22 protein-coding genes are annotated in these 23,174 nt (G+C 57.6%); 17 read left to right on the top strand and 5 right to left on the bottom strand.

Going from position 1 to position 23,174, the window contains the following annotated elements; genetic code table 11:
* Positions 1 to 159 precede the first annotated feature (159 nt).
* The 3 genes from fadI to sixA all read left to right on the top strand — a co-directional run bounded on the left by fadI (position 160) and on the right by sixA (position 4,277).
* Positions 160 to 1,470: an acetyl-CoA C-acyltransferase FadI gene (fadI, locus tag AC6I8A_RS13830; protein ID WP_497818675.1), complete on the top strand. Its 1,311-nt coding sequence runs from the start codon at positions 160 to 162 to the stop codon at positions 1,468 to 1,470.
* Positions 1,470 to 3,599 carry a fatty acid oxidation complex subunit alpha FadJ gene (fadJ, locus tag AC6I8A_RS13825; protein ID WP_256697000.1) on the top strand — a complete coding sequence of 710 codons (2,130 nt, stop codon included), beginning with the start codon at positions 1,470 to 1,472 and terminating at the stop codon, positions 3,597 to 3,599. The genes fadI and fadJ overlap by 1 nt, the downstream gene beginning before the upstream one ends.
* 195 nt (positions 3,600 to 3,794) lie before the next feature.
* Positions 3,795 to 4,277, top strand: coding sequence for a phosphohistidine phosphatase SixA (gene sixA / locus AC6I8A_RS13820; RefSeq protein ID WP_256696999.1), 483 nt, complete (start codon positions 3,795 to 3,797; stop codon positions 4,275 to 4,277).
* A 51-nt stretch (positions 4,278 to 4,328) separates the two neighbouring features.
* On the opposite strand, the gene smrB is transcribed toward sixA, so the two are convergent.
* Positions 4,329 to 4,877, bottom strand: coding sequence for an endonuclease SmrB (smrB, locus tag AC6I8A_RS13815; RefSeq protein WP_061717868.1), 549 nt, complete (start codon positions 4,875 to 4,877; stop codon positions 4,329 to 4,331).
* Positions 4,878 to 5,036: 159 nt separating this feature from the next.
* On the opposite strand from smrB, the gene prmB reads away from it, so the two are divergent.
* The 6 genes from prmB (at position 5,037) to AC6I8A_RS13785 (ending at position 9,664) form a co-directional block, all read left to right on the top strand.
* On the top strand, positions 5,037 to 5,969 hold the full coding sequence (gene prmB, locus AC6I8A_RS13810) for a 50S ribosomal protein L3 N(5)-glutamine methyltransferase (protein WP_256696997.1): 933 nt from the start codon (positions 5,037 to 5,039) through the stop codon (positions 5,967 to 5,969).
* Between the two features lie 46 nt (positions 5,970 to 6,015).
* Positions 6,016 to 7,101 (top strand): chorismate synthase, encoded by a 1,086-nt coding sequence (aroC, locus tag AC6I8A_RS13805; RefSeq protein WP_008101259.1) that lies wholly within the window; start codon positions 6,016 to 6,018, stop codon positions 7,099 to 7,101.
* An 8-nt stretch (positions 7,102 to 7,109) separates the two neighbouring features.
* Complete coding sequence (gene mepA / locus AC6I8A_RS13800) at positions 7,110 to 7,934, top strand: penicillin-insensitive murein endopeptidase (RefSeq protein ID WP_176971202.1); 825 nt, start codon at positions 7,110 to 7,112, stop codon at positions 7,932 to 7,934.
* Positions 7,935 to 7,942: 8 nt separating this feature from the next.
* Positions 7,943 to 8,740, top strand: a complete 798-nt coding sequence (locus AC6I8A_RS13795; RefSeq protein WP_265300418.1) for a sulfite exporter TauE/SafE family protein — start codon at positions 7,943 to 7,945, stop codon at positions 8,738 to 8,740.
* A 66-nt stretch (positions 8,741 to 8,806) separates the two neighbouring features.
* Entirely contained in the window at positions 8,807 to 9,352 is a 546-nt protein-coding gene (locus tag AC6I8A_RS13790; RefSeq protein WP_256699411.1) for an elongation factor P hydroxylase, read from the top strand.
* Between the two features lie 30 nt (positions 9,353 to 9,382).
* Entirely contained in the window at positions 9,383 to 9,664 is a 282-nt protein-coding gene (locus AC6I8A_RS13785) for a YfcL family protein (protein WP_008101252.1), read from the top strand.
* Between the two features lie 29 nt (positions 9,665 to 9,693).
* Here AC6I8A_RS13785 and mnmC read toward each other — a convergent pair whose 3' ends face one another.
* The gene (gene mnmC / locus AC6I8A_RS13780; RefSeq protein ID WP_497818674.1) at positions 9,694 to 11,706 is read right to left on the bottom strand and encodes a bifunctional tRNA (5-methylaminomethyl-2-thiouridine)(34)-methyltransferase MnmC2/FAD-dependent 5-carboxymethylaminomethyl-2-thiouridine(34) oxidoreductase MnmC1; all 2,013 of its coding nucleotides are present in this window, start codon (positions 11,704 to 11,706) and stop codon (positions 9,694 to 9,696) included.
* 154 nt (positions 11,707 to 11,860) lie between these two features.
* Here mnmC and fabB point away from each other — a divergent pair, with 154 nt between their 5' ends.
* On the top strand, positions 11,861 to 13,081 hold the full coding sequence (gene fabB / locus AC6I8A_RS13775) for a beta-ketoacyl-ACP synthase I (protein WP_008101249.1): 1,221 nt from the start codon (positions 11,861 to 11,863) through the stop codon (positions 13,079 to 13,081).
* Positions 13,082 to 13,298: 217 nt separating this feature from the next.
* Positions 13,299 to 14,480: an MFS transporter gene (locus AC6I8A_RS13770; protein WP_265300425.1), complete on the top strand. Its 1,182-nt coding sequence runs from the start codon at positions 13,299 to 13,301 to the stop codon at positions 14,478 to 14,480.
* On the opposite strand, the gene pdxR is transcribed toward AC6I8A_RS13770, so the two are convergent.
* Positions 14,443 to 15,879 carry a MocR-like pyridoxine biosynthesis transcription factor PdxR gene (gene pdxR, locus AC6I8A_RS13765; RefSeq protein ID WP_265300427.1) on the bottom strand — a complete coding sequence of 479 codons (1,437 nt, stop codon included), beginning with the start codon at positions 15,877 to 15,879 and terminating at the stop codon, positions 14,443 to 14,445. The genes AC6I8A_RS13770 and pdxR overlap by 38 nt on opposite strands.
* Positions 15,880 to 15,965: 86 nt before the next feature.
* On the opposite strand from pdxR, the gene AC6I8A_RS13760 reads away from it, so the two are divergent.
* Entirely contained in the window at positions 15,966 to 16,409 is a 444-nt protein-coding gene (locus AC6I8A_RS13760; protein WP_265300430.1) for a rhodanese-like domain-containing protein, read from the top strand.
* Here AC6I8A_RS13760 and flk read toward each other — a convergent pair.
* Positions 16,406 to 17,437: a flagella biosynthesis regulator Flk gene (gene flk / locus AC6I8A_RS13755; RefSeq protein ID WP_265300432.1), complete on the bottom strand. Its 1,032-nt coding sequence runs from the start codon at positions 17,435 to 17,437 to the stop codon at positions 16,406 to 16,408. The two genes, AC6I8A_RS13760 and flk, sit on opposite strands and share 4 nt — an antisense overlap.
* A 112-nt stretch (positions 17,438 to 17,549) precedes the next feature.
* Entirely contained in the window at positions 17,550 to 18,455 is a 906-nt protein-coding gene (locus tag AC6I8A_RS13750) for a DMT family transporter (RefSeq protein WP_265300434.1), read from the bottom strand.
* Positions 18,456 to 18,549: 94 nt separating this feature from the next.
* On the opposite strand from AC6I8A_RS13750, the gene AC6I8A_RS13745 reads away from it, so the two are divergent.
* The 5 genes from AC6I8A_RS13745 to AC6I8A_RS13725 all read left to right on the top strand — a co-directional run bounded on the left by AC6I8A_RS13745 (position 18,550) and on the right by AC6I8A_RS13725 (position 23,118).
* Complete coding sequence (locus tag AC6I8A_RS13745; protein WP_256696986.1) at positions 18,550 to 19,329, top strand: AraC family transcriptional regulator; 780 nt, start codon at positions 18,550 to 18,552, stop codon at positions 19,327 to 19,329.
* A gap of 56 nt (positions 19,330 to 19,385) precedes the next feature.
* Positions 19,386 to 20,510 (top strand): 4-phosphoerythronate dehydrogenase PdxB, encoded by a 1,125-nt coding sequence (gene pdxB / locus AC6I8A_RS13740; protein WP_265300437.1) that lies wholly within the window; start codon positions 19,386 to 19,388, stop codon positions 20,508 to 20,510.
* Positions 20,511 to 20,611: 101 nt separating this feature from the next.
* Entirely contained in the window at positions 20,612 to 21,622 is a 1,011-nt protein-coding gene (locus tag AC6I8A_RS13735) for an aspartate-semialdehyde dehydrogenase (protein ID WP_497818673.1), read from the top strand.
* Positions 21,622 to 22,428, top strand: coding sequence for a tRNA pseudouridine(38-40) synthase TruA (gene truA, locus AC6I8A_RS13730; protein ID WP_091003723.1), 807 nt, complete (start codon positions 21,622 to 21,624; stop codon positions 22,426 to 22,428). Before AC6I8A_RS13735 ends, truA begins: the two co-directional genes overlap by 1 nt.
* A gap of 36 nt (positions 22,429 to 22,464) precedes the next feature.
* A complete protein-coding gene (locus AC6I8A_RS13725; protein WP_061717855.1) occupies positions 22,465 to 23,118 on the top strand; it encodes a DedA family protein in 654 nt (217 codons plus the stop codon).
* Positions 23,119 to 23,174: the final 56 nt, after the last annotated feature.

Below are 23,174 nucleotides of genomic sequence, written 5' to 3'. Positions count from 1 at the left end.
GCTGCCGAAACCCCTTCGGCAGCCTTAACTCATTTTCGTGTATTCCCTCGCACTTTTTTCCTCTGCTTATTGGCTACTTAGCAACACTTAGTTAACACTGATGATCAGGTCAGACCTGTTTGGCAATGATGCCCCGGTCGAAAAATACAGGTGATTGCAATGAGTAAAGCGCAGCCGCTGCTGACGCGTCAGGGCGAACGTATCGCCATAACCCACGGATTACGCACCCCTTTTGCCCGTCAGGCGACCGATTTCCACGGCATTCCCGCGCTGGAGCTGGGGCGCATGGTGATCAGCGAACTAGTGGCGCGCAGCGAATTACCGGTCGAGGTTATCGATCAACTGGTGTTTGGCCAGGTGGTGCAGATGCCGGAAGCGCCCAACATTGCGCGTGAAATTGTTCTGAGCACCGGATTAGGTGTGCATACCGATGCCTATAGCGTTAGCCGCGCCTGCGCCACCAGTTTTCAGGCGGTGGCAAACGTGGCGGAAAGTTTAATGGCGGGCACCATTGATGCCGGCATTGCCGGTGGCGCGGATTCATCCTCGGTGCTGCCGATTGGCGTCAGTAAAACGCTGGCGCGTGCGCTGGTGGATCTCAACAAAGCGCGCAGCTTCAGCCAAAAACTCAGCATCCTGCGTCGTTTGCGTCCGCGCGATTTGTTGCCAGTGCCACCGGCGGTGGCGGAGTATTCCACCGGATTACGCATGGGCGATACCGCCGAGCAGATGGCGAAAAGTCACGGCATCACGCGTGAACAGCAGGACGCGTTAGCGCTGCGTTCGCACCAGCATGCGGCGCGCGCCTGGCAATCGGGCGTGTTAAGCCAGGAAGTGATGCCCGCATTTGTGCCGCCGTGGAAAGCGCCCATCGAGCAAGACAACAATATTCGCTTCAACGCCAGCGCCGCCGATTATGCCAAACTGCGCCCGGCATTTGATCGTCGCCACGGTTCGGTGACCGCCGCCAACAGCACGCCGCTGACCGATGGCGCCGCAGCGGTGATCCTGATGCGTGAAGGGCGCGCGCGCGAACTCGGCATTCAGCCGCTTGGCTATCTGCGCAGCTACGCCTTTACGGCGATTGATGTCTGGCAGGACATGTTGCTCGGTCCGGCGTACGCTTCGCCGTTGGCGCTGGACCGCGCCGGCATCACGCTCAACGATCTGACGCTGATTGATATGCACGAAGCCTTTGCCGCACAAACCTTAGCCAACCTGAAAATGTTCCGTGACGAACGCTTTGCGCGCGAGGTGCTGAATCGTCCGCATGCGTTAGGCGAAGTGAATGAAGAACGCTTTAACGTGCTCGGCGGATCGATTGCTTATGGTCATCCGTTTGCTGCCACCGGCGCGCGCATGATCACACAAACGCTGCACGAACTGCGGCGGCGCGGCGGCGGTTTAGGATTGGTCACCGCCTGTGCGGCGGGCGGCCTGGGCACAGCAATGGTTCTGGAGGCCGAATAATGAGCGAATCCGCCTTTCATTTACATATGCGCCTCGACCATGTCGGTGTGATTACCATCGATGTGCCGGGCGAGAAGATGAACACGCTGAAGGCCGAGTTTGTGCCGCAGATCAAAGCGGTGCTGGATGACGCGCGCAGCCATCAGGATTTAGCCGGATTAGTGTTGATCTCCGGCAAGCCAGACAACTTTGTTGCCGGTGCGGATATCAGCATGATCGCCAGCTGCAAAACGGCTGAAGAAGCTGAAGCGCTGGCAAAGCAGGGACAAGATGTGATGGCGATGATTGCCGCGCTGCCGTTTCCGGTGGTGGCGGCGATTCACGGTGCCTGCCTTGGCGGCGGCCTCGAACTGGCGCTGGCCTGCGATGCGCGCATCTGTTCGCTGGATGACAAAACGCGCCTCGGTTTGCCGGAGGTACAGCTCGGTTTGCTGCCGGGTTCTGGCGGTACGCAACGTTTGCCGCGCCTGATTGGCGTGCAGCAGGCGCTGCCGCTGATTCTCACTGGCAAACAGCTGCGCGCCAAACAGGCGCTCAAACTCGGGATTGTGGATGACGCGGTGCCGCAATCGATTCTGCTGGAAACGGCAATTGCACGCGTACATAAAGGAAAAGGCGCACGCCGGGAACTTTCGCGCCGCGATCGTTTACTGCAAGGACCGATTGCGCGTCAGGTGCTGTTTTCACTGGCACAGCGTCAAACCCACAGCAAAACCCAGGGCAACTATCCTGCGGCTGACCGTATTCTTGAAGTGGTGCGCATCGGTCTGGAGCAGGGCAGCAGTGCCGGACATGAAGCGGAAGCGCGCGCCTTTGGACAACTGGCGATGACGCCAGAATCGGCCGCGCTGCGCAGCCTGTTCTTCGCCTCAACTGCCTTAAAGAAAGACTCGATGGCCAGTGTTGAACCGCAAGCGCTGAAGCAGATTGGCGTGCTTGGCGGCGGATTGATGGGCGGCGGCATTGCCAGCGTCACGGCGCTGAAAGCCGGTTTGCCGGTGCGCATTAAAGACATCAATCTCGTCGGTGTGAATCATGCACTGCAATACAGCTGGGACTTGTTGAGCAACAAGGTGAAGCGGCGTCAGCTGAAAGCGGCCGAACGTCAGCAGCAGATGGCGCGCATTAGCGGCGGCAACGATTATCAAGGATTCAGCCAGCGCGATCTGGTGATCGAAGCGGTATTTGAGGATCTGGCGCTCAAGCAGCAGATGGTCAGCGAAATCGAAAGCCATTGCCAGCCGCACACCATATTTGCCTCCAATACCTCGTCGCTACCGATTGCCGACATTGCCGCCCATGCGCAGCGACCGGAAAATATTATCGGCCTGCATTACTTCAGCCCGGTGGACAAAATGCCGCTGGTGGAGGTGATTCCGCATGCCAATACCTCAGCGCAAACGCTGGCGAACACGGTGCAGCTGGCGCGTCAGCAGGGCAAAACAGCGGTGGTGGTGGCGGATCGTCCCGGCTTTTACGTTAACCGCATTCTCGCACCCTATATAAATGAAGCGATGCACTGTTTGCAGGAGGGTGAGCCGATCGAGCATATCGATCGCGCTTTAGTGAAATTCGGTTTTCCGGTTGGGCCGCTGCAGCTGCTGGATGAAGTGGGCATTGATGTCGGCAGCAAAATCAGCCCGATTCTCGAGCAGGCTTACGGTTCTCGCTTCAGCGCACCCAACGCCGCGAACGCCATTCTGGCTGATGGCAGAAAAGGGCGTAAGAACCACAAAGGGTTCTACCTCTACCAACGTTCGCGCTGGCCGGGCAAGCGCAAAGCCGATGCGTCAATCTACACGCTGTTGAACATCAAACCGCAGGCGAAGCAGAGCGAAGCGCAGATTGCTGAGCGCTGCGTATTGATGATGCTGAACGAAGCGGCACGCTGTTTGGATGAAGCGGTGATCCGCAACGCGCGGGATGGCGATATTGCGGCGGTGTTTGGCATCGGCTTCCCGCCGTTCCTTGGCGGTCCGTTCCGCTATATGGATCAGCGCGGCATTGGCGATATCGTCAAAGCATTAAGCTCATTAATGCAGCAACACGGCGAGCGTTTTGCGCCAAGTGAAGCGCTGATCGCAATGTCAGAACAGCAAACGAATTTTTACACTTCTGCACAATCGTGAATAGGCGCACAGATTCAGCGGGTTAGTTAGAGGGCTGCGCAGCGGTAAGCGCAGCACCATTCTGAGATATGCTTATTTAATAAACAACCGGTTGACTATACTGAAGCCATTGGGGTAAAACACACCGTTCATTCGCAGAATGAAGCGTCTGGTGCTGTGGTACCGGGCGATATCGACAAACAACAGCGGTGCTTTATGCAAGTTTTTATCATGCGTCATGGCGACGCAGCTCTGGAAGCAGCGAGTGATTCAGTTCGACCTCTCACCCTCTGTGGCTGTGATGAATCGAGAGCGATGGCGAGTTGGCTCAACAGCAAAACGCCAGCAATCGATCGGGTATTAGTGAGTCCGTATCTGCGCGCCGAGCAAACGCTGGCAACGGTACGTGAAACGCTGAAGTTGCCGGAAGGGCAGGATGTGTTGCCGGAACTGACGCCAGGCGGCGATCCCGCTATGGTAGCCAGCTATTTGCAGGTGCTGGCGCAGAAAGGGGTTAAATCGGCGCTGGTGATTTCACACTTGCCGCTGGTGGGTTATCTGGTTTCTGAACTCTGCCCGCAGGAAGCGCCGCCGATGTTCGCGACATCTGCGATAGCCTGTGTGAACTTTGATGCAGAGGCCTGCGAAGGCAAGCTGGAGTGGCAGGTCAGCCCGTCAAAATTGGCTAAAGCAATCTAATCTCTATGGGCCGCTAGCAAACGCGGCCCTATCCTTTTGTAGCGCGGCACGTCACGGCAGTTCAGGCGGCTGCCACTCTTCCACTTCTATCAGCACCAGCAGCGCGGCGTCTCCGCCGAACATTTTCGGTGCCTGATGAAACGCCATCACATGCGGATGTTGTGCCAGCCACAGCGGTGTTTGCTGCTTGAGGATATGTTTACCGTGTCCGGTCATGACGCTGGCGCAGAACAGATGCTCACGACGGCAGGCGGCGATTAGCGCGCCGAGCTCCTGCTTGGCCTGCATCTGCGTTAAGCCATGCAGATCGAGAAAAATTTCCGGCGTGTAATCGCCACGACGCAGCTTCTTCTGCTCGTAGTGGCTCACATCGGCGCGCACATAGCGTACCGGACCTTCGCTGGACAGCAGCGGCTGAAACTCGTCAGAGAAATAATGACTGTTATCGGCTTGCTCTGATATCAGGCGTTTCAACGGCAGTTGGCGCGTTTTCACCACCGGTTTGTGCACGATGGTGTCCTGTTTCAGCTTGCGCGTTCCGGTCATTAACTGGCGAAACATTTGCTGATCGTCCTGGCTTAGCGGCGTTTTTTTACTCATGGCTCGGTGATAAGTTAAGAAAAAGCTGGTAAACAGCCGGTGGCATACCTTAACCGTTACTGTTAACAAATGTCAGCTTTTTCACCTCGCTGCGCTGAATTCTGCCCGGCTTCGTGGCACACTATCGGCCGATTGATTTTATGGCCTGCGGAGGGCTACGTGGACAAGATATTCGTCGATGAGGCAGTGAATGAACTGCACACCATTCAGGACATGCTGCGCTGGGCTGTCAGCCGTTTTTCGGCGGCAGGCATTTGGTACGGCCACGGCACGGATAATCCCTGGGACGAAGCCGTCCAACTGGTTCTGCCCACGCTGTGGCTGCCGCTGGATATTCCAGAAGATATGCGCAATGCGCGCCTGACTGCCAGCGAGCGTCATCGCATTGTTGAGCGCGTGATTCGCCGCGTCAACGAGCGCATTCCGGTGGCGTATCTCACCAACAAAGCCTGGTTCTGCGGCCACGAATTTTACGTTGATGAGCGCGTATTAGTGCCGCGTTCACCGATTGGTGAACTGATTGAGAACCGTTTTGCCGGTTTGATCGGCGAGTCACCTCATCACATTCTCGATATGTGCACCGGCAGCGGCTGCATCGCCATTGCCTGCGCTTACGCCTTCCCGGAAGCGGAAGTGGATGCGGTGGATATCTCCACCGATGCGCTGGCGGTTGCCGAGCAGAACATCGAAGAGCACGGCCTGCTGAACCACGTCACGCCAATCCGCGCCGATCTGTTCCGTAATTTGCCGCCGGTGAAATACGATCTGATCGTCACCAATCCACCTTACGTGGATGCGGAAGATATGGACGATCTGCCGAACGAATATCGCCACGAGCCGGAACTGGGTCTGGCAGCGGGCAGCGACGGCCTGAAACTGGTGCGCCGTATTCTGGCTTGTGCGCCAGATTACCTCACCGAACAAGGCGTGCTGATTTGCGAAGTCGGTAACAGCATGGTGCACATGATCGATCAGTACCCAGACGTGCCGTTTACCTGGCTGGAGTTTGATAACGGCGGTGACGGCGTGTTTATGCTGACGCGCGAGCAAATCGTCGCGGCACAGCATCACTTCTCATTCTACAAAGACTAAATAAGAGGGCGAGCGCTCGCCCGCAACATCGCAACAAGGAACCAGCATGGCCGGAAACAGCATCGGACAAGTTTTTCGCGTAACCACTTTTGGCGAGTCGCATGGTATTGCGCTGGGCTGCATCGTTGACGGTGTGCCGCCCGGCATTCCGCTGACGGAAGCCGACATTCAGCACGATCTCGATCGTCGTCGTCCTGGCACGTCGCGCTACACCACACAGCGCCGCGAGCCGGATCAGGTGAAAATTTTGTCCGGCGTGTTTGAGGGCGTGACGACGGGAACCTCAATCGGTCTGCTGATTGAGAACACCGACCAGCGTTCACAGGATTACGGCGCAATCAAAGATCTGTTCCGACCTGGCCATGCCGATTATACCTACGAGCAGAAATACGGCCTGCGCGACTATCGTGGCGGCGGGCGCTCTTCGGCGCGTGAAACCGCGATGCGCGTGGCGGCCGGTGCGATTGCTAAGAAATATTTGCAGATGAAGCACGGCATCGTGGTGCGCGGCTATCTGGCGCAGATTGGCGATGTGGCTTGTGAACTGAAAGACTGGAGCATCGTGGAAGAGAACCCGTTCTTCTGCCCGGATGCCTCGAAGCTGGAAGCGCTGGATGAACTGATGCGTGGCCTAAAAAAAGAGGGCGACTCCATCGGTGCGAAAGTCACCGTGCTGGCAGAGAACGTGCCGCCGGGATTGGGCGAGCCGGTATTTGATCGTCTGGATGCGGATTTGGCGCATGCGCTGATGAGCATCAACGCGGTGAAAGGCGTGGAAATTGGCGACGGTTTCGCGGTGATCAACCAGCGCGGCAGCCAGCATCGCGATGAGATTCGTGCCAACGGTTTCCAGAGCAACCACGCGGGTGGCATTTTAGGCGGCATCAGTAGCGGCCAAACTATCAGCGCCAATCTGGCGATGAAACCGACCTCCAGTATTACCGTGCCGGGCAACACCATCACCCGCGACGGCGAAGAAGTCGAGATGATCACCAAAGGTCGTCACGATCCCTGCGTTGGTATTCGCGCGGTGCCCATTGCCGAAGCGATGATGGCGATTGTGTTGATGGATCACCTGCTGCGCCAGCGTGCGCAAAACGGTGACGTCAACAGCAGCGTACCGCGCTGGTAAGCCTGATGATGCGCCGTCTGCTCATCACCTGTGCCGCGCTGTTATGCAGTGCGGCCGCCGTTGCCGCCACGCCGTGGCAGCAAATTCATCAGCCGATTGCCGGCAGCCCGCAGTCGATTGGCGGCTTCGCCAATGGCTGTATTGTTGGTGCGCAACAGCTGCCGCTTAACTCACCCAATTATCAGGTGATGCGCCAGGATCAGCGTCGTTATTACGGCCATCCCGATCTGATCGCCTTTATTCAGCGTCTCAGCACCCAGGTTCATCAGCTTCAGCTGGGGCAAGTGCTGATTGGCGATATGGGCATGGCGGCGGGCGGCCGTTTTAGCAGCGGACACGCCAGCCATCAAACGGGTCTGGATGTTGATATCTGGCTGCAGCTGCCGAAAACCCGCTGGACGGCGCAGCAATTGCTCAAGCCGCAGCCGCTCGATCTGGTTTCTGCCGATGATAAGCAGGTGATCGCACGTCACTGGCAACCACAAATTGATAGCCTGATTAAACTGGCAGCGAAAGACGACGAAGTAACGCGTATCTTCGTCAATCCAGCGATTAAACGGCAGCTTTGTGCCGATGCCGGTAGCGATCGCGCGTGGCTAAATAAGGTACGTCCGTGGTTTGCCCATCGCGCGCACATGCATGTGCGTTTGCGTTGCCCGGCGGGCAGTCTGGAGTGTGAAGATCAGGCGCCTCAACCGGCAGGCGATGGCTGTGGCGCAGAGCTGGATAGCTGGTTCCTGCCGAAAAAACCAGGCAGCACGCCGCCCGTGAAGAAAACGCCGCCGCCACTACCGCCGTCCTGTCAGGCGCTGTTAGATAAACATCTTCTGTAGGTATCTCAATGGATTGGTTTGTTGTCAGCCCGCTGGTGCTCGGCGTGCTGTTTTTCGTGGCGGTGCTGGCGGCGTTTATCGACTCGATCGCGGGCGGTGGTGGATTGCTTACCGTGCCGTCATTGCTGGCGGCCGGACTCTCTCCAGCGCAGGCGTTAGCCACCAATAAGTTGCAATCGGTCGGTGGTTCGTTCTCTGCCAGCCTCTACTTCATTCGTCGCGGCGCGGTAAAGCTGAACGAGCAGTGGCTGAATATCGCCATGACCTTTCTCGGCGCCGTGGCCGGCACTATCCTGATCCAACATCTGCAAGCCGACGTGCTGCGCCAAATCTTGCCGCTGTTGTTGATCTGCATCGGTTTGTGGTTCCTGCTGATGCCGCGTTTGGGTGAAGCCGATCGCGAACGTCGTCTGCACGGTTTGCCTTATGCGCTGGTGGGCGGCGGCTGTGTCGGCTTCTACGACGGCTTTTTTGGTCCTGGCGCTGGTTCGTTCTATGCGCTGGCTTTCGTTACGCTGTGCGGCTTCAATCTGGCGAAAGCCACCGCCCACGCCAAAATCCTAAATTTCACCTCGAATTTTGGCAGTCTGCTGTTCTTTATGTTCGGCGGAAAAGTGGTGTGGGGCACGGGCGCGATTATGCTGCTCGGCGCCGTTATCGGCGCGCGTCTCGGTGCCAGGCTGGTGTTGAGCCGCGGTCAGAAACTGATTCGCCCTATGGTGGTGATCGTTTCTGCGGTAATGAGCGCCAAATTGTTATGGGACAGTCATGGCGCAGAATTGATGGCCTGGCTGGCCACGCTGTAATCCAACACTCGTCAAGACCGGCTGCCAATGCGACAATGGCGCCGGTTTTTTTAAAGATTAAAAATTATGAGTACAACACACCATTACGATCAGCTGATTGCCATCTTTGATGGCTGCTTCGTTGACGATTTTCAGACCCGTCTAATTAAAGGCGACGACGAACCTATTTATCTTCCAGCGGATGAAACCTCACCGTGGAATCGCGTGGTGTTCGCACACGGCTACTACGCCAGCGGACTGCATGAAATTTCCCACTGGTGCATTGCCGGTGAAGCGCGCCGCAAGCTGGTGGATTTTGGTTATTGGTATTGTCCGGATGGACGCGATGCGCAAACGCAAAGTCAGTTCGAAGCGGTTGAGGTAAAACCGCAGGCGCTGGAGTGGTTGTTCTGCGTGGCGGCGGGCTTTCCCTTCAACGTCAGTTGTGACAATCTCGAAGGCGATTGTGAGCCAGATCGCATTGCGTTTCAGCGCAAGGTTCATGCGCAAGTGATGACGTATCTGGAGCAGGGCATTCCGCTGCGACCGGCCCGTTTCATTGATGCACTGACGAATTATTACGGCACGCCGGCACTGACGGCGGCACAATTCCCCTGGCCGGAAGATCTGTAATCCGCGAAGGTTATAAGAAGAGAGGAAGAGATGATCGTAGAATTTGAAACCCGAATTCTGGCCCTGATTGACGATATGGTCGATCACGCCAGCGATGACGAGTTGTTTGCGGGCGGCTATCTGCGTGGTCATCTGACCCTGGCAGTGGCGGAGATTGAGCTGAGCGGTGAACACACGCCGGAAGCGCTGCAAACTCACGTTACTAACAGCCTGCAAAAAGCCATTGCTGCCGGTGAACTGTCGCCACGCGATCAGGCGCTGGTCACCGGCATGTGGGACAATTTGTTCCTGCAGGCACGTCAAACCGCTTAACGTCTCGGGGCGATCGCTCGCCCCGCAGATTATCGACCCGCTTTTTTACCCTTCAGCAGTTTTCGTACCCAGTAGCGATTTGGATTCATCGCCGCCAGCGTGGCTGCATCCAGCGGTTGCGGCTCGCCGCTCATCTGCGCCGCCAGCACTTCGGCCGCCAGCGGTGCGCTGCACAAGCCACGCGAACCTAATGCGCCCAACACAAACAAATCGTTATGCACCGGCGCATCGTCCACGTTTGTCGCGCGCGCACGCTGCTCCGGCAAGTTGGCATACTGCGCCAGGGTGGCGTCATAATCCGGCGCGCTGCCGCTCATCGGCAGATGATCGCGCGTGGCACAGCGCACGCCGTTGCGCGCCTGGTTATCTGACACATCAACCTGCTGCGGCCATTGGCTTTCCGGCAAACAGTTGATTAGCCGCTGGCGATTCTCCTGCTGATCGTCGGCGCGGAAATCCGTCGCGGTTTCGCCGCGATGATAGCTAGCGCCGATGCAATGGGTGGCGAAGTTCGGGCTGACCGGCGTGAGATAGCCGTCGTAACACAGCACGGTGCGCAGCGCGCCTAATGACGGATTGGTCGGCGCGTGGCTCACCTGTCCCGCCACCGCGTACACTGGCAGCATTTTGCTTTGTTCGAGATCCAGCAACGCGTGACCATTCGCCAACACCACTTGGGAATGCTGCACCGGCGGCTGCTGGCTAAAGTGCAGCGTCCAGTTATCTTCATCGCGCGTTAACTGCGTGACGCGATGCAACCAGTGAAGGCGTAATCCCCGCGATTGCGCGTATTCCAGCAAATTGCTGGTTAGCTGAGAAGGCGACAGCCAGCCGCCCTGCGGATAGAAAATTCCGCCAACGCTGAGTTCGACGCCCGCCAGCTGTTGCGCTTCTTCTTTATTAACGCCGTAGGCGATCTCATGCGGCAGTGCCATGTTGAGCATCTGCGCAATTTTCTCCGCGCTTTTGCTATCCCAGCCCAACTGCAACACACCGCTCCAGTCATGCTCAAACTCCACTGGCAGCCGATCGTACAGGCGACGGGCAAAACCAAAAGCCGCCGGGAAGAAGGTGGCCAGCGCGGGATCGTGCTGGTTCAGCAGCGGATAGAGCGCGCCCTGACGATTGCCGGAGGCGCCCAGCGCAGGCGCATCATCCGCGCAATAGAGCGTCACGCGCCAACCGCGTCGCAACAGCGCCAGCGCCAATACGGCACTGGCGACGCCGCCGCCAATCAGCGCCACATCCTGGCTGCTGGCCGGCGGGCGCGCATACCACGGCTGTCTGTGCGGCAATTCAGCAGCCTGTTCCATTACGCCGACCAGCATTTCACGCTTGTGAGCAAAGCCTTTGCGCTTCTGCATGCTGAAACCGGCGTCCTGCAACCCGCGACGCACAAACCCCGACGCGGTGAAGGTTGCCAGCGTGCCGCCTGGACGGGCGAGGCGCGCCATCGCGGCGAACAGCTCTGGCGTCCACATCTCCGGATTTTTCGCCGGTGCAAAGCCATCAAGGAACCATGCATCCACCTGACGATTAAGACTGTCATCAAAGGTGTGAATGAGCGCGTTAATATCACCAAGCCAGAGATCCAGCGTGACTTCGCCGCCGTTAAACAGCAGGCGCTGACAACCCGGCAACGCCTGCGGCCACTGCTGTTGCAGCTGTTCGGCCCACGGCTGCAGCTCCGGCCAGTGAGCATGTGCGGCAGCGAGATCGGCGTGCGTCAGCGGGAATTTCTCGCAGCTAATAAAGTGCAGACGCTGCAAAGTGGCGTTGGGTTGCTCATTACGGAAGCGATCGAAGGCTTGCCACAGGGTGAGAAAGTTCAGACCAGTCCCAAAACCGCTCTCGGCGACAATAAATAAATCGCGCGCATGTGCGGCAAAACGGTGTGGAATGTGGTTGCCAGCGAGGAACACATAGCGCGTTTCCTCCAGTCCATTATCGTTGGAGAAATAGACGTCGCCGAACGCTCGGGACACAGGTGTACCCTGTTCATTCCAGTTTATTTGGGCGTGTTCAACCGGGGTTAATTTCACGGGGAAAGGCTCATATTTCAGGCAGTGGCGCGAGTTTAGCGAGAGACGTCACATGACGCAAATTTACAAAAGGAAATGGCTGATCGGACTTGTTCGGCTTACAACTGTACGCTAGAGTGCACGTCATCCAAATATGTGGAACGAGGATTATTGAATGAAACGTGCAGTGATTACTGGCCTGGGTATTGTTTCCAGCATTGGTAATAACCAGCAAGAAGTGCTGGCTTCTCTGCGTGAAGGCCGTTCCGGTATTACTTTCTCTGAAGAGATGAGAGATGCCGGTATGCGCAGCCACGTATGGGGCAACGTCAAACTGGATACCAACGGGCTCATCGATCGCAAAATCGTGCGTTTTATGAGTGATGCCTCTATTTATGCTTACCTTTCCATGGCCGAAGCGATCAAAGATTCTGGCCTGACTGAAGAGCAGTATCAGCAGAATCCACGTGTCGGTTTGATTGCCGGTTCTGGCGGCGGTTCTCCGCGTTATCAGGTGTTTGGTGCTGACGCGATGCGTAGCCCACGCGGCCTGAAAGCGGTCGGTCCTTATGTGGTGACCAAAGCGATGGGTTCAGGCGTTTCTGCTTGCCTGGCAACCCCATTCAAAATTCACGGCGTGAACTACTCCATCAGTTCAGCCTGTGCCACGTCTGCACACTGCATCGGTAACGCGGTTGAGCAGATTCAGCTGGGTAAACAGGACATCGTATTTGCTGGCGGCGGCGAAGAGCTGAGCTGGGAAATGGCCTGTGAGTTCGATGCGATGGGCGCACTGTCGACCAAGTACAACGAAACGCCAGAAAAGGCCTCACGTACTTACGATGCCAACCGTGACGGTTTCGTCATCGCCGGCGGCGGCGGTATGGTGGTGGTTGAAGAGCTGGAACATGCTCTGGCACGTGGTGCACACATCTACGCTGAGATCGTTGGCTACGGCGCAACCTCAGATGGCGCAGATATGGTGGCTCCTTCAGGCGAAGGCGCAGTGCGCTGCATGAAGATGGCGATGCAAGGTCTCGATACCCCAATCGATTACCTCAACACCCACGGCACTTCTACGCCGGTTGGTGATGTAAAAGAGCTGGGTGCGATTCGTGAAGTGTTCGGCGACAACTGCCCTTCACTGTCTGCTACCAAAGCCATGACCGGTCACTCACTGGGTGCGGCGGGCGTGCAGGAAGCGATCTACACCTTGCTGATGCTGGAGCACGGTTTCATCGCACCAAGCATCAATGTGGAAGAGCTGGATGAAGCGGGTAAAGGTCTGAACATCGTGACCAAGCCAACTGAAAAAGCGCTGACCACCGTGATGTCGAACAGCTTCGGTTTCGGCGGCACCAACGCCACCTTAACAATGCGTAAGTTGCCAGCATAATCCCGTAGGGTCGCCATTTATGGCGACCAAATTATGCAAGCACTATCACAAGGGCCGGTTATCCGGCCTTTGTTGTTTTGACAATCCACCTTCTGCTTACCTACACTCTCACTCCATCCGAAATAAAATTATCACTTCACACTAACGTGAACCAAATATGCCGTTTCTGTTTTGGCAGCAAGCGCGTGTCTGGTTAGTACAAGGAGTTCGACCCTTCATGACCACGACTGCTGACGCGCAGACGCAATCCGTTATGCCGCTGGCCTGCACCTCCTTTGCGGTGTTCCTGACTTATCTGACCGCCGGCCTCGCGTTGCCGGTGATCCCGCTGTATGTCCATCATGAACTCGGCATGAGCAACCTGATGGTTGGCGTGGCGGTGGGGATTCAGTTCTTCGCCACGCTGTTGACGCGCAGCTTTGCCGGGCGTCGAGCCGATCAGCACGGTGCGAAACTCACCACGCAGCACGGCATGCTGGCCATCGCGCTGGTGGGCGTGGCGTATCTGGCGGCGGCGTTGTTACCGGTTTCTCCGTGGGCGAAGTTCGGTTTGCTGGCGGTAGGGCGCTTGTTGTTAGGATTTGGCGAAAGTCTGCTGCTGACCGGTAATCTGACCTGGGGCATGGGATTGGTGGGCAGCAAACGGTCCGGATTAGTGATGTCGTGGAACGGCATGGCGATTTATGGATCGCTGGCGGCCGGTGCGCCACTCGGCTTGCTGATCAATCAGTACGGCGGCTTTGCTGCTCTCGGCGCGGTTGCGCTGCTGTTGCCGCTGTTGTCACTGGCGATTAATGGCTGGATCCGCAAAGTGCCGGTGATGGGCGGCGAGCGGCCATCGCTGCTTAGCGTGGTGAAAACTATCTTCCAGCCGGGACTGGCGCTGGCGCTGCAGGGCACCGGTTTTGCGGTGATCGGCACCTTTACATCACTCTATTTTGCAGCGGAGAACTGGGGCAATGCCGGTTTCGCGCTGACCGCCTTCGGCTGTGCGTTTGTGCTGGTGCGGGTGTTCTTTGGCGGCTTGCCGGATCGTCACGGTGGCGTAAAAGTGGCGATGGTTTCCTTGCTGGTGGAAACCGCCGGTCTGCTGCTGCTGGCATTCGCCACTTCCGGCTGGATGGCGCTGATTGGCGCGGCTCTGACCGGCTGCGGCTGCTCGCTGATCTTCCCGGCGCTGGGCGTTGAAGTGATTAAGCGCGTATCGCCACAGATTCGCGGCACCGCGCTTGGCGGTTTCTCGGCATTTCAGGATATCGCCTACGGTGCCAGCGGCCCGTTGACCGGCTTGCTGGCGACGGCGCTGGGTTACGGATCGGTCTATGTCGCGGGTGCCTGCTGTGCGGCGCTGGGTATTCTGGTCACCTGGACGTTTGCACGGAGTGCGATAACAGCGTAACCAGCTTATCGCAGGCGCTGACAATCTCACCGGGCGTCAGCGCGGCAAAGCCCAGCAGCCAGCCCGCTTGCTGCACTTCACCGGCATAAAGCGGCGACAGGCGCGGCAGCAGCAATCCGACTTCGCTGGCTTGTTGCGTGAGTCGCGCTTCATCTCCTTGCAACAGCTGTACCGTCAACTGTAAGCCGCCCGCCGCTGGCAGCGGTTTGAGCCACAGTTGCAGGCGCGTTTCAATTTGCGCCAGCAAGCAGTCACGTCGGCTGCGATAAAGCTGGCGCATCAGGCGCAAATGGCTGGCGAAATGGCCTTGCTGCAGAAACTCCGCGCATATCGCCTGCGGCAGCAACGCGCTGTGACCATCCATCACGCTGCGCGCGCGGCCCAACGGCTCCACCAGTTGTGGCGGCACCACTATCCACGCCAGCCGCAACGACGGGAACAGCGTTTTGGAAAAGGTACCCAGGCAAATCACCCGGCCATCTGCGGTTAATCCTTGCAGCGCCGGAGCGGGTCGATCCTCGTAGTGAAATTCGCTGTCGTAATCGTCCTCGATCAGCCAGCTATCCTGCTGTTGCGCCCACGCCAGCCACTGCAAGCGCCGCGCCAGGCTCATGGCTGTGCCGGTGGGATAATGATGCGCCGGTGTCAGATAGACCAGTTTCGCGCTGCCGCTCAGCGGCACTGCACCTTCAGCATCCAGCGGCATGGCGCGACAGCGCGCCCCGGCCGCAAGAAACGCATTGCGCGCGCCGGGATAATCTGGCTCTTCCAGCCACACTTCGTCACCCGCATCGAGGAACATCAGCGCCAGCAACTGCAGCGCCTGCTGAGAGCTGGTGAGGATCACCACTTGCTCCGCCGTGCAGCGCACGCCACGCGACAGCGCAAGATAATCTGCCACCGCTTGCCGCAGCGAGGGTAATCCAAGCGGATCGCCGTAATCCATCACTTTGCTGCCCAGCGAGCGCTGAACCTGATTGCTGATACGACGCCACTGCGCGTGCGGGAAAGCGCGTAACTCGGGCGAACCGGCGGCAAAGGCGTGAGGAAAGGGCGGATCCTGACAGCCGCCGGTTGCCAAAACCTGCTGGCCGCGCCGGGAAAAGTGTGGCGAGCGCTCGATACCGGTTTTCTGCGTGGGCGACGCCATGCGAATCGACACAAACGTCCCGCGCCCAGCGTGACGCTGCAGATAACCTTCGCTCTCTAACTGTGCGTAAGCCGCCTCCACCGTGACGCGCGACAGCGATAAATCGCTGGCTAACTGGCGGCTGGACGGCAACTTCTGCTCATGGCGCAGATGCCCGTTGGCGATGGCCTGACGCAAGGTATTGCACAGTCGCTCACGTAAACCGCCTTGCGTTTGATGGCTAAACAGCGCGAGAAATGAAGTGGTCACAATGGTCTTATCACTATGCTGGAAGTGGTATCAATATGCAGACCACTTTGCCGTAAACTGGCTGGAAATCACAGCAGGAGAGTGCGATGTCAGCAGTTTTGAAATTTTCCCCAGCCAGCACCAGTGAGAGCGTGACGTATCTGCAACATAAACTGGCGTACTACACCGATGCGTGGGATTTAGCGGAGGATCTGGCGCAGGGCATCACGGCAATTGTGGTGATTGATGCGCGTTCTGACGAGGTGTATCAGGCCGGCCATATTTGCGGAGCTCTCTCTTTTCCGCATCGCACCATGAATGCGGAATCCACTGCGCATCTCGATCGCAGCAAAGTTTACATCACCTATTGCGACGGCATCGGTTGTAACGGTTCAACCAAAGCTGCGCTCAAGCTGGCGTCGTTGAGTTTTCAGGTCAAGGAGTTGATTGGCGGGCTGGATTTCTGGAAGCGCGATGGCCATCCAATGGCGTGGGGCGCGGCAGCGGGTGAATGGCCGCACGCCACGTCCGCTGCCAACTGCGGCTGCTAGATAAACAGCCACAGCAGGAAGATAAACAGGAGGATACCGGCAATCAGCGTGAGTGCCGGACGCTGGGCCAGCGGCTGCGGCAGCATCTGAATAAACGGCGACCAGATTGGCTGCGGACGAATTTGGCTATCGGCCAGCGGCTGCTCATGCAGTTTCTCTGCGCGGCGGCTAAACAGCAGATTCAGCAGATCCTGCGTCTGCGCTGGCGTCAGCACGGTGGTCGGCAGCGCCTGGAAACGTTGCTGGCTGTAATCTTCCAGCAATCGCTGCTCATCGTGTGTTAACGGCTGGCGCAGCGAGGTTTCCAGCATCTGCAAAGTCGGCGCACTGTGCTGAGCCAGCGTCTGGCGCACCTGCAAATACTGCGTCAGCAGCGGGAAGTGGCGTGATGGAATTGGATCGCCACTTTTCAGCTGCACCAGCTTCAGCGTATCGGCCAGCAGTTTCACCGGCGATTCACCGGTTTTTGCCGCAAGACGCGTAACCTGCTGATTCAGCGATTGCTGCTCTGCTGGCAGCAAGCTGCGATCGGACACGCGCGTTTGCTGCGGCTGCGGGATCGCCATCTGGCCGTTTTGCAACATGGTCAGCACCTGACGCAGCTGATCCTGCGACAACGCGCTCAACACCGTTTGATTAAACTGCTGACGAATAAATTCGCTCACCGCCTGGCGATTATTGCCCTGCGGCAATTTCTCCAGCAGCTGTTGCAGCAGCTGGCGCGTAGCGAGGCTGTTTTGCACCTGGGTTAAGCGCCCATTGAGATGCTGTTCCGCCGCCGGGAAGTGGCGCGATTGCAGCTCCGCTTCACTCTTCACCCCAACTTCGTGCCGCACGCCAGCCCAGAGTTCCGGCGCTTTCAGCGTACTCAAAGACATGATGCGCACAATCAGACGTTCCAGCGTGGTGCGCTGGGCAGGAGAAAGCGGCTGCTCACCGGCTGGACCGCCAGGACGCGTCGGGCCAGTGGCCTGAGATAAAGGGGAACGATCGCCCGCGGGCACACCGGGACCGCTGAGAGGTTGCATGGCGGAATCCTTGAAAACGGGTCAGATCCGGGTGCGCCGGAAAAAAGAGGCCACATGATAGCAAAAGCCCCCAGGAAATCCACGGGGGCTGCGGCCTTTCCGGATAATAAAATCAGGCGGCGGGATCGGCAAGGGTTGCGCTACGTGGCTTACGCAGCGGGGTTTTCAGACGTTGCGCCAGAATAACGCCGACTAACGTCATGCTACCGCCAATCCAGTGATAGGCGTGCAGCTGCTCATGCAGGAACATCACGGCAATAATGGCCGTAAACGCCGGTACGAAATTCATAAAAATGCTGGTGGTGCTGGCACCCAGACGCTGCACGCCAAGGATCCACAGGAATGGTGCGATGATCGACGCAAACAGCCCCGCATACAGCACCAGCGGCAGATTATGCATGTTCAACGTGACATCCGGCGCATGCAGGAAGCCAGGCAGCAACAGCAGCACGCCAAAGAAAATCTGTACATACAGGCTTTGCCAGGTTGGCAGCGGAATCGCCCAGCGCTTGGTCAGCACGCCGTACAAGGCGTACGAGGTCGATGCTGCCAGCATCATCAATTCACCATTGCCGAGCCGTTGATTCAGCAACTGCGCCGGATTGCCTTCGCTCACCAGCCACACCAAACCGGCGAAAGACAGCAAGCCGCCAATCAAAATGCCGCACGTCGGCGCAAGGCGCAGCACCACCAGGCTGAGCAAAATGGTCAATAGCGGAATGGTCGCGCCGAGAATCCCCATCATCACCGCAGAAACGCTATGCGCTGCGTAATAGGCGAGGCTTTGATACAGCACCATGCCGAGCAGGCCGAGGATCAGCAATCGCCAGCCGTTGGCTTTAATGGTGTGACGATGGCGCCACACGCCCGGCAGGCAAAACGGTGCTAACACCACCAACGCCAGCAGCCAGCGATAGAAGGAGATCGCCGCAGGATCGATACTTCCCGCCGAGAGTTTGCTGACGATAGTGTTGATCGACCAAATCAGCACCGCGATCAGCGGAAACAGTAAATTCATGATACAGCTCCTCAGATAATCGCGAATAGTTTACGTTTGACCGGTTTATAGCAGATAGTTAAAATCGGACAATATTTGTTAGTGACCGGACAGAATGAATCTACAAGTCGAATACCAGCCGCCGATTGATGCGCCCTTGCTGCGCTTCTTCATGCGTTACGATGAGGTCAACGCCAAAACCGAGTACCTCACGCATGCGCATGATTGGGGCCAGGTGATTTTTGTCACCAGCCACGTACTGGAGATGGAAGTGGAGGGTGAACGTCTGCTGACGCCCGCCGATATTCCGATCTGGATCCCGGCCCGCCATCGTCACAGCAGCTACAACCACAACGAGGCGCGTTTTCGTACCTTTAATCTCGCCGCCGATCTCTGCGCGGGCCTGCCGGATAAAGCCTGTTTATTGCATGTCGATGCCATTGGGCACGCCATCATGAATGATTTTGCCCGCCGTGAACTGGAGCAGCCGCAAACGCAAGCCGACTGGCGCATGTGTGAAGTGTTGATTGATCGCCTGCGTCTGGCGCCGGTGCACAACAGCTATTTGCCGATGTCGGATGACAAATTCCTCGCGCCGATTCTGCGCGCGCTCGAAGCGCATCCCGGCGATAACACCACGCTGGCACAATGGGCGAAGCGCGTGTTCACCACCGAGCGTACGCTAGCGCGACGCTGTCAGCAGCAGTTGAATATGTCGTTCAGCGAGTGGCGGCAACGTTTACGCTTTCTGCGTGCTATCGCGCTGCTGGAGCAGGGCTGCAGCGTGCAGGGCATCGCGCATGAGTTGGGTTACAGCTCGGCCTCGGCGCTGATTGTGATGTTCCAGCAGCAGGCCGGTACCACGCCGGATCGCTATCGCAGCCGGTTAGGTTAATCCCCGGCTTTATGGCAAAATACGCGCCTTAAATTTTTGCAGACAGGACCGCCGCAGTGAAAATTCTCGTCGATGAAAATATGCCTTATGCCCGTGAACTGTTCAGCCGCACCGGCGATGTTGTGGCGGTGCCGGGACGTCCGTTGCCGGAAGCCGAGTTGCAAGATGCCGATGGCCTGATGGTGCGTTCCGTCACCAAAGTGAATGCGGCGCTGCTGGCCGGTACGCCGGTGAAGTTTGTCGGCACCGCGACGGCGGGCACCGATCATATTGATGATGCATCGCTGGCGGCGGCCGGCATCAGCTTCTCTGCGGCGCCAGGCTGTAACGCCATTGCGGTGGTGGAGTATGTGTTCTCCTCGCTGCTGCTGCTGGCGGAGCGCGATGGTTTTGAACTGCGCGATCGCACAGTGGGCATTGTTGGCGTGGGTAATGTCGGCGGCCGCCTGCAGAAGCGTCTGCAAGCCTGGGGCGTGAAAACGCTGCTGTGCGATCCGCCGCGTGCCGATCGTGGCGATCAGGAAACCTTCCATTCGCTGGAAGATCTGGTGGCGCAGGCCGACATCCTAACCTTCCACACGCCGCTGTTTAAAGATGGCCCGTATAAAAGCTGGCATCTGGCCGATGCGGCGCTGCTGATGGCGCTTAAACCCAACACCATTCTGATCAACGCCTGCCGCGGTCCGGTGGTGGATAACGCAGCGCTGCTGGAAGTGCTTAAGATGCGCCACGATCTTAGCGTGGTGCTGGATGTGTGGGAGCCAGAACCGGATCTGTCGCTCGAGCTGCTGGATAAAGTTGATATCGCCACCGCACATATCGCCGGCTACACGCTGGAAGGTAAAGCGCGCGGCACCACACAGGTGTTTGAAGCCTGGTGCGACTTTATTGGCCAGCCGCAACAGGTGGCGCTGGAAAGCCTGCTGCCCGCACCGGAATTTGGTTCTGTCACCCTGCGCGGCAAGCTCGATCAGCCAACGCTAAAACGCTTGGTGCATCTGGTGTATGATGTGCGCCGCGACGATGCGCCACTGCGTAAAGTGGCGGCAAAGCCAGGCGAGTTTGATCGCCTGCGCAAGCAATATGAAGAGCGTCGTGAATGGTCATCGCTGCAGGTGCATTGCGATGATGCGGAGACGGCGTTGATGCTCAATCAACTTGGCTTCCGCGCCAGTTTGTAAAGAAATTTCAATCACCTGCAATATTGCGGGGGATAATTCCTAAATCTCGGGCGGTGTTTTCACCGCCTTCTGTTTTTGTGTCAATCTCTGGAGTAACCAACATGTCTGACGGCTGGAATATCGCGCTTTTGGGCGCAACAGGCGCAGTAGGGAACGCTGTACTGGAACTGCTGGCTGAACGCCAGTTCCCGGTTGGTGAGTTGTATCTGCTGGCGAGTGAAAACGGTGCCGGTGAGAACAAACGTTTTGAGGGACGTACCGTGCTGGTTCAGGACGCGGCCGAATTTGACTGGACGCAGGTGCAGCTGGCGTTCTTCACTGCGGGTCGTGAAGCCTCGGCGCGCTATGCCGAAGAAGCCGCTAGCCAGGGGTGTCTGGTCATCGATAGCAGCGACTTGTTCGCGCTCGAACCGGACGTGCCGCTGGTGGTGCCAGATGTGAATCCACAAGTGCTGGCGGATTACCGCAATCGCAACATCATTATCGTTGCCGACAGCCTGGTGAGCCAGCTGCTGTGTGCAATCAAACCGCTGGTGGATCTCGCCGGTCTGAGCCGTTTGCAGGTCACCAACCTGATTGCGGCTTCCAGTCACGGCAAAGCGGCGGTTGATGGCCTGGCCGGTGAAAGTGCGCGTTTGCTGAACGGCGTACCTGCGGAGCAGCATTACTTTGGCCGCCAGCTGGCGTTCAACATTCTGCCGCTGCTGGCTGACAGCAATGGCAGCGTGGAGAGTGAGCGTCGCGTGGTTGAGCAGGTGCGTAAAGTACTGCAGGACGAAGGTTTGCCAATTGTAGTAAGCAGTGTCCAGGCACCGGTGTTCTACGGCAATGCGCAGATCGTGCACGTGGAGAATCTGCGCCCGCTTTCCGCTGAAGAAGCGCGCGATGAACTGGGCCGCTCCGGGGATATCAACCTGAGCGAAGAGAGCGATTACCCAACGCAGGTGGGCGATGCATCTGGCAGCGACGTGCTGAGCATTGGCTGCGTGCGCAATGATTACGGCATCCCAGAGCTGCTACAGTTCTGGTCGGTGGCAGACAACATCCGTTTCGGCGGTGCACTGATGGCGGTGAAAACGGCTGAGAAACTGGTGCAGGAGTATTTCTATTAATGTTGCCTGAAGGTAAGACGCTTAAGCTGGCGTTGGGTATTGAATACGATGGCAGCCGTTATTACGGCTGGCAGCGGCAAAATGAAGTGCGCAGCGTACAGGAAAAGCTGGAAAAGGCGCTGTCGAAAGTGGCCGATCATCCGGTGGTGGTGTTCTGCGCGGGCCGTACCGATGCTGGCGTGCACGGCACCGGACAAGTGGTGCATTTCGAAACCACTTCGCCGCGCGCTGATGCGGCCTGGACGTTGGGTGTGAATGCCAATCTGCCTGATGACATCGCGGTGCGTTGGGTGAAAGCGGTGCCGGAGGAGTTCCATGCGCGTTTTAGCGCGACGGCACGCCGCTATCGTTACGTGATTTACAACCATCGGCTGCGCCCGGCGATTCTGGGCAATGGTATTACCCATTATTACCATCCGCTGGATGCGGAGAAGATGCAGCGCGCCGGGCAGGCGCTGATTGGCGAGAATGACTTCACCTCGTTCCGCGCGGTGCAGTGTCAGTCACGCACGCCGTGGCGCAACGTGATGCATCTCAATGTCACGCGTCATGGACCGTATGTGGTGGTGGATATTAAAGCCAACGCCTTTGTGCATCACATGGTGCGTAACATTGTTGGCAGCCTGATGGAAATCGGCACCGGTAATCAGCCGGAAGAGTGGATGGCGACGCTGCTGGCGGCCAAAGATCGTAAGCTGGCGGCGGCGACCGCCAAAGCCGAGGGGCTTTATCTGGTGGCGGTGGATTATCCATCCCACTTTGCATTACCTCAGCCTGCGTTGGGACCGTTGTTCCTCGCGGATTAACCGTTAATTGTTGGGTGTTAGGGGAGTTGTGGTTATATGGATTTCATCCACTTTTTAGTCGATTTTATTCTGCATATTGATGTGCATTTGGCCGAACTGGTGGCGCAGTACGGCATCTGGATTTACGCCATTCTGTTCCTGATTCTGTTCTGTGAAACCGGTTTGGTGGTCACGCCGTTCCTGCCAGGCGATTCCCTGCTGTTTGTTGCCGGTGCGCTGGCGGCGCTGCCGGGTAACGATCTCAACGTGCATCTGATGGTGACGCTGTTGGTGATCGCCGCCATCCTCGGTGATGCGGTGAACTACACCATTGGTCGTCTGTTCGGTGAGAAGCTGTTCAGTAACCCGAATTCGAAAATTTTCCGTCGCAGTTACCTGGATAAAACCCACGCGTTCTACGATCGCCACGGTGGCAAAACCATTATACTTGCGCGCTTTGTACCAATCGTGCGAACCTTTGCCCCCTTTGTGGCAGGGATGGGACACATGTCTTATCGCCACTTCGCGCTCTACAATGTTACGGGCGCACTGCTGTGGGTGCTGCTGTTCTCTTACGCCGGTTACCTGTTTGGCGACCTGCCGATTGTGCAGGAGAACCTGAAGCTGCTGATCGTTGGCATCATCGTGGTTTCCATACTGCCAGGCGTAATTGAAGTGTGGCGTCACCGCCGCCAGCAGAAGTCACAGTAAGCTCGTAACCAGATTTTTATCCACAGCGTGAACGGGTTGTGGTTTAATGAGCGACA

Source organism: Pantoea sp. X-Soil-ISGK-275, from assembly GCF_059730795.1.
Note: the sequence above shows the minus strand (reverse complement) of the source record. Positions and strands in the feature narration are given on the sequence as shown.

Bases quoted from the DNA above. Each gene is read 5' to 3' on its own strand.
- AC6I8A_RS13770 (WP_265300425.1), top strand. From the start codon at position 13,299: ATGACCACGACTGCTGACGCGCAGACGCAATCCGTTATGCCGCTGGCC.
- mepA (WP_176971202.1), top strand. From the start codon at position 7,110: ATGCGCCGTCTGCTCATCACCTGTGCCGCGCTGTTATGCAGTGCGGCC.
- AC6I8A_RS13735 (WP_497818673.1), top strand. From the start codon at position 20,612: ATGTCTGACGGCTGGAATATCGCGCTTTTGGGCGCAACAGGCGCAGTA.
- AC6I8A_RS13760 (WP_265300430.1), top strand. From the start codon at position 15,966: ATGTCAGCAGTTTTGAAATTTTCCCCAGCCAGCACCAGTGAGAGCGTG.
- AC6I8A_RS13790 (WP_256699411.1), top strand. From the start codon at position 8,807: ATGAGTACAACACACCATTACGATCAGCTGATTGCCATCTTTGATGGC.
- truA (WP_091003723.1), top strand. From the start codon at position 21,622: ATGTTGCCTGAAGGTAAGACGCTTAAGCTGGCGTTGGGTATTGAATAC.
- AC6I8A_RS13745 (WP_256696986.1), top strand. From the start codon at position 18,550: ATGAATCTACAAGTCGAATACCAGCCGCCGATTGATGCGCCCTTGCTG.
- AC6I8A_RS13725 (WP_061717855.1), top strand. From the start codon at position 22,465: ATGGATTTCATCCACTTTTTAGTCGATTTTATTCTGCATATTGATGTG.
- fadJ (WP_256697000.1), top strand. From the start codon at position 1,470: ATGAGCGAATCCGCCTTTCATTTACATATGCGCCTCGACCATGTCGGT.
- sixA (WP_256696999.1), top strand. From the start codon at position 3,795: ATGCAAGTTTTTATCATGCGTCATGGCGACGCAGCTCTGGAAGCAGCG.
- AC6I8A_RS13750 (WP_265300434.1), bottom strand. From the start codon at position 18,455: ATGAATTTACTGTTTCCGCTGATCGCGGTGCTGATTTGGTCGATCAAC.
- fabB (WP_008101249.1), top strand. From the start codon at position 11,861: ATGAAACGTGCAGTGATTACTGGCCTGGGTATTGTTTCCAGCATTGGT.
- AC6I8A_RS13785 (WP_008101252.1), top strand. From the start codon at position 9,383: ATGATCGTAGAATTTGAAACCCGAATTCTGGCCCTGATTGACGATATG.
- aroC (WP_008101259.1), top strand. From the start codon at position 6,016: ATGGCCGGAAACAGCATCGGACAAGTTTTTCGCGTAACCACTTTTGGC.
- smrB (WP_061717868.1), bottom strand. From the start codon at position 4,877: ATGAGTAAAAAAACGCCGCTAAGCCAGGACGATCAGCAAATGTTTCGC.
- AC6I8A_RS13795 (WP_265300418.1), top strand. From the start codon at position 7,943: ATGGATTGGTTTGTTGTCAGCCCGCTGGTGCTCGGCGTGCTGTTTTTC.
- fadI (WP_497818675.1), top strand. From the start codon at position 160: ATGAGTAAAGCGCAGCCGCTGCTGACGCGTCAGGGCGAACGTATCGCC.
- flk (WP_265300432.1), bottom strand. From the start codon at position 17,437: ATGCAACCTCTCAGCGGTCCCGGTGTGCCCGCGGGCGATCGTTCCCCT.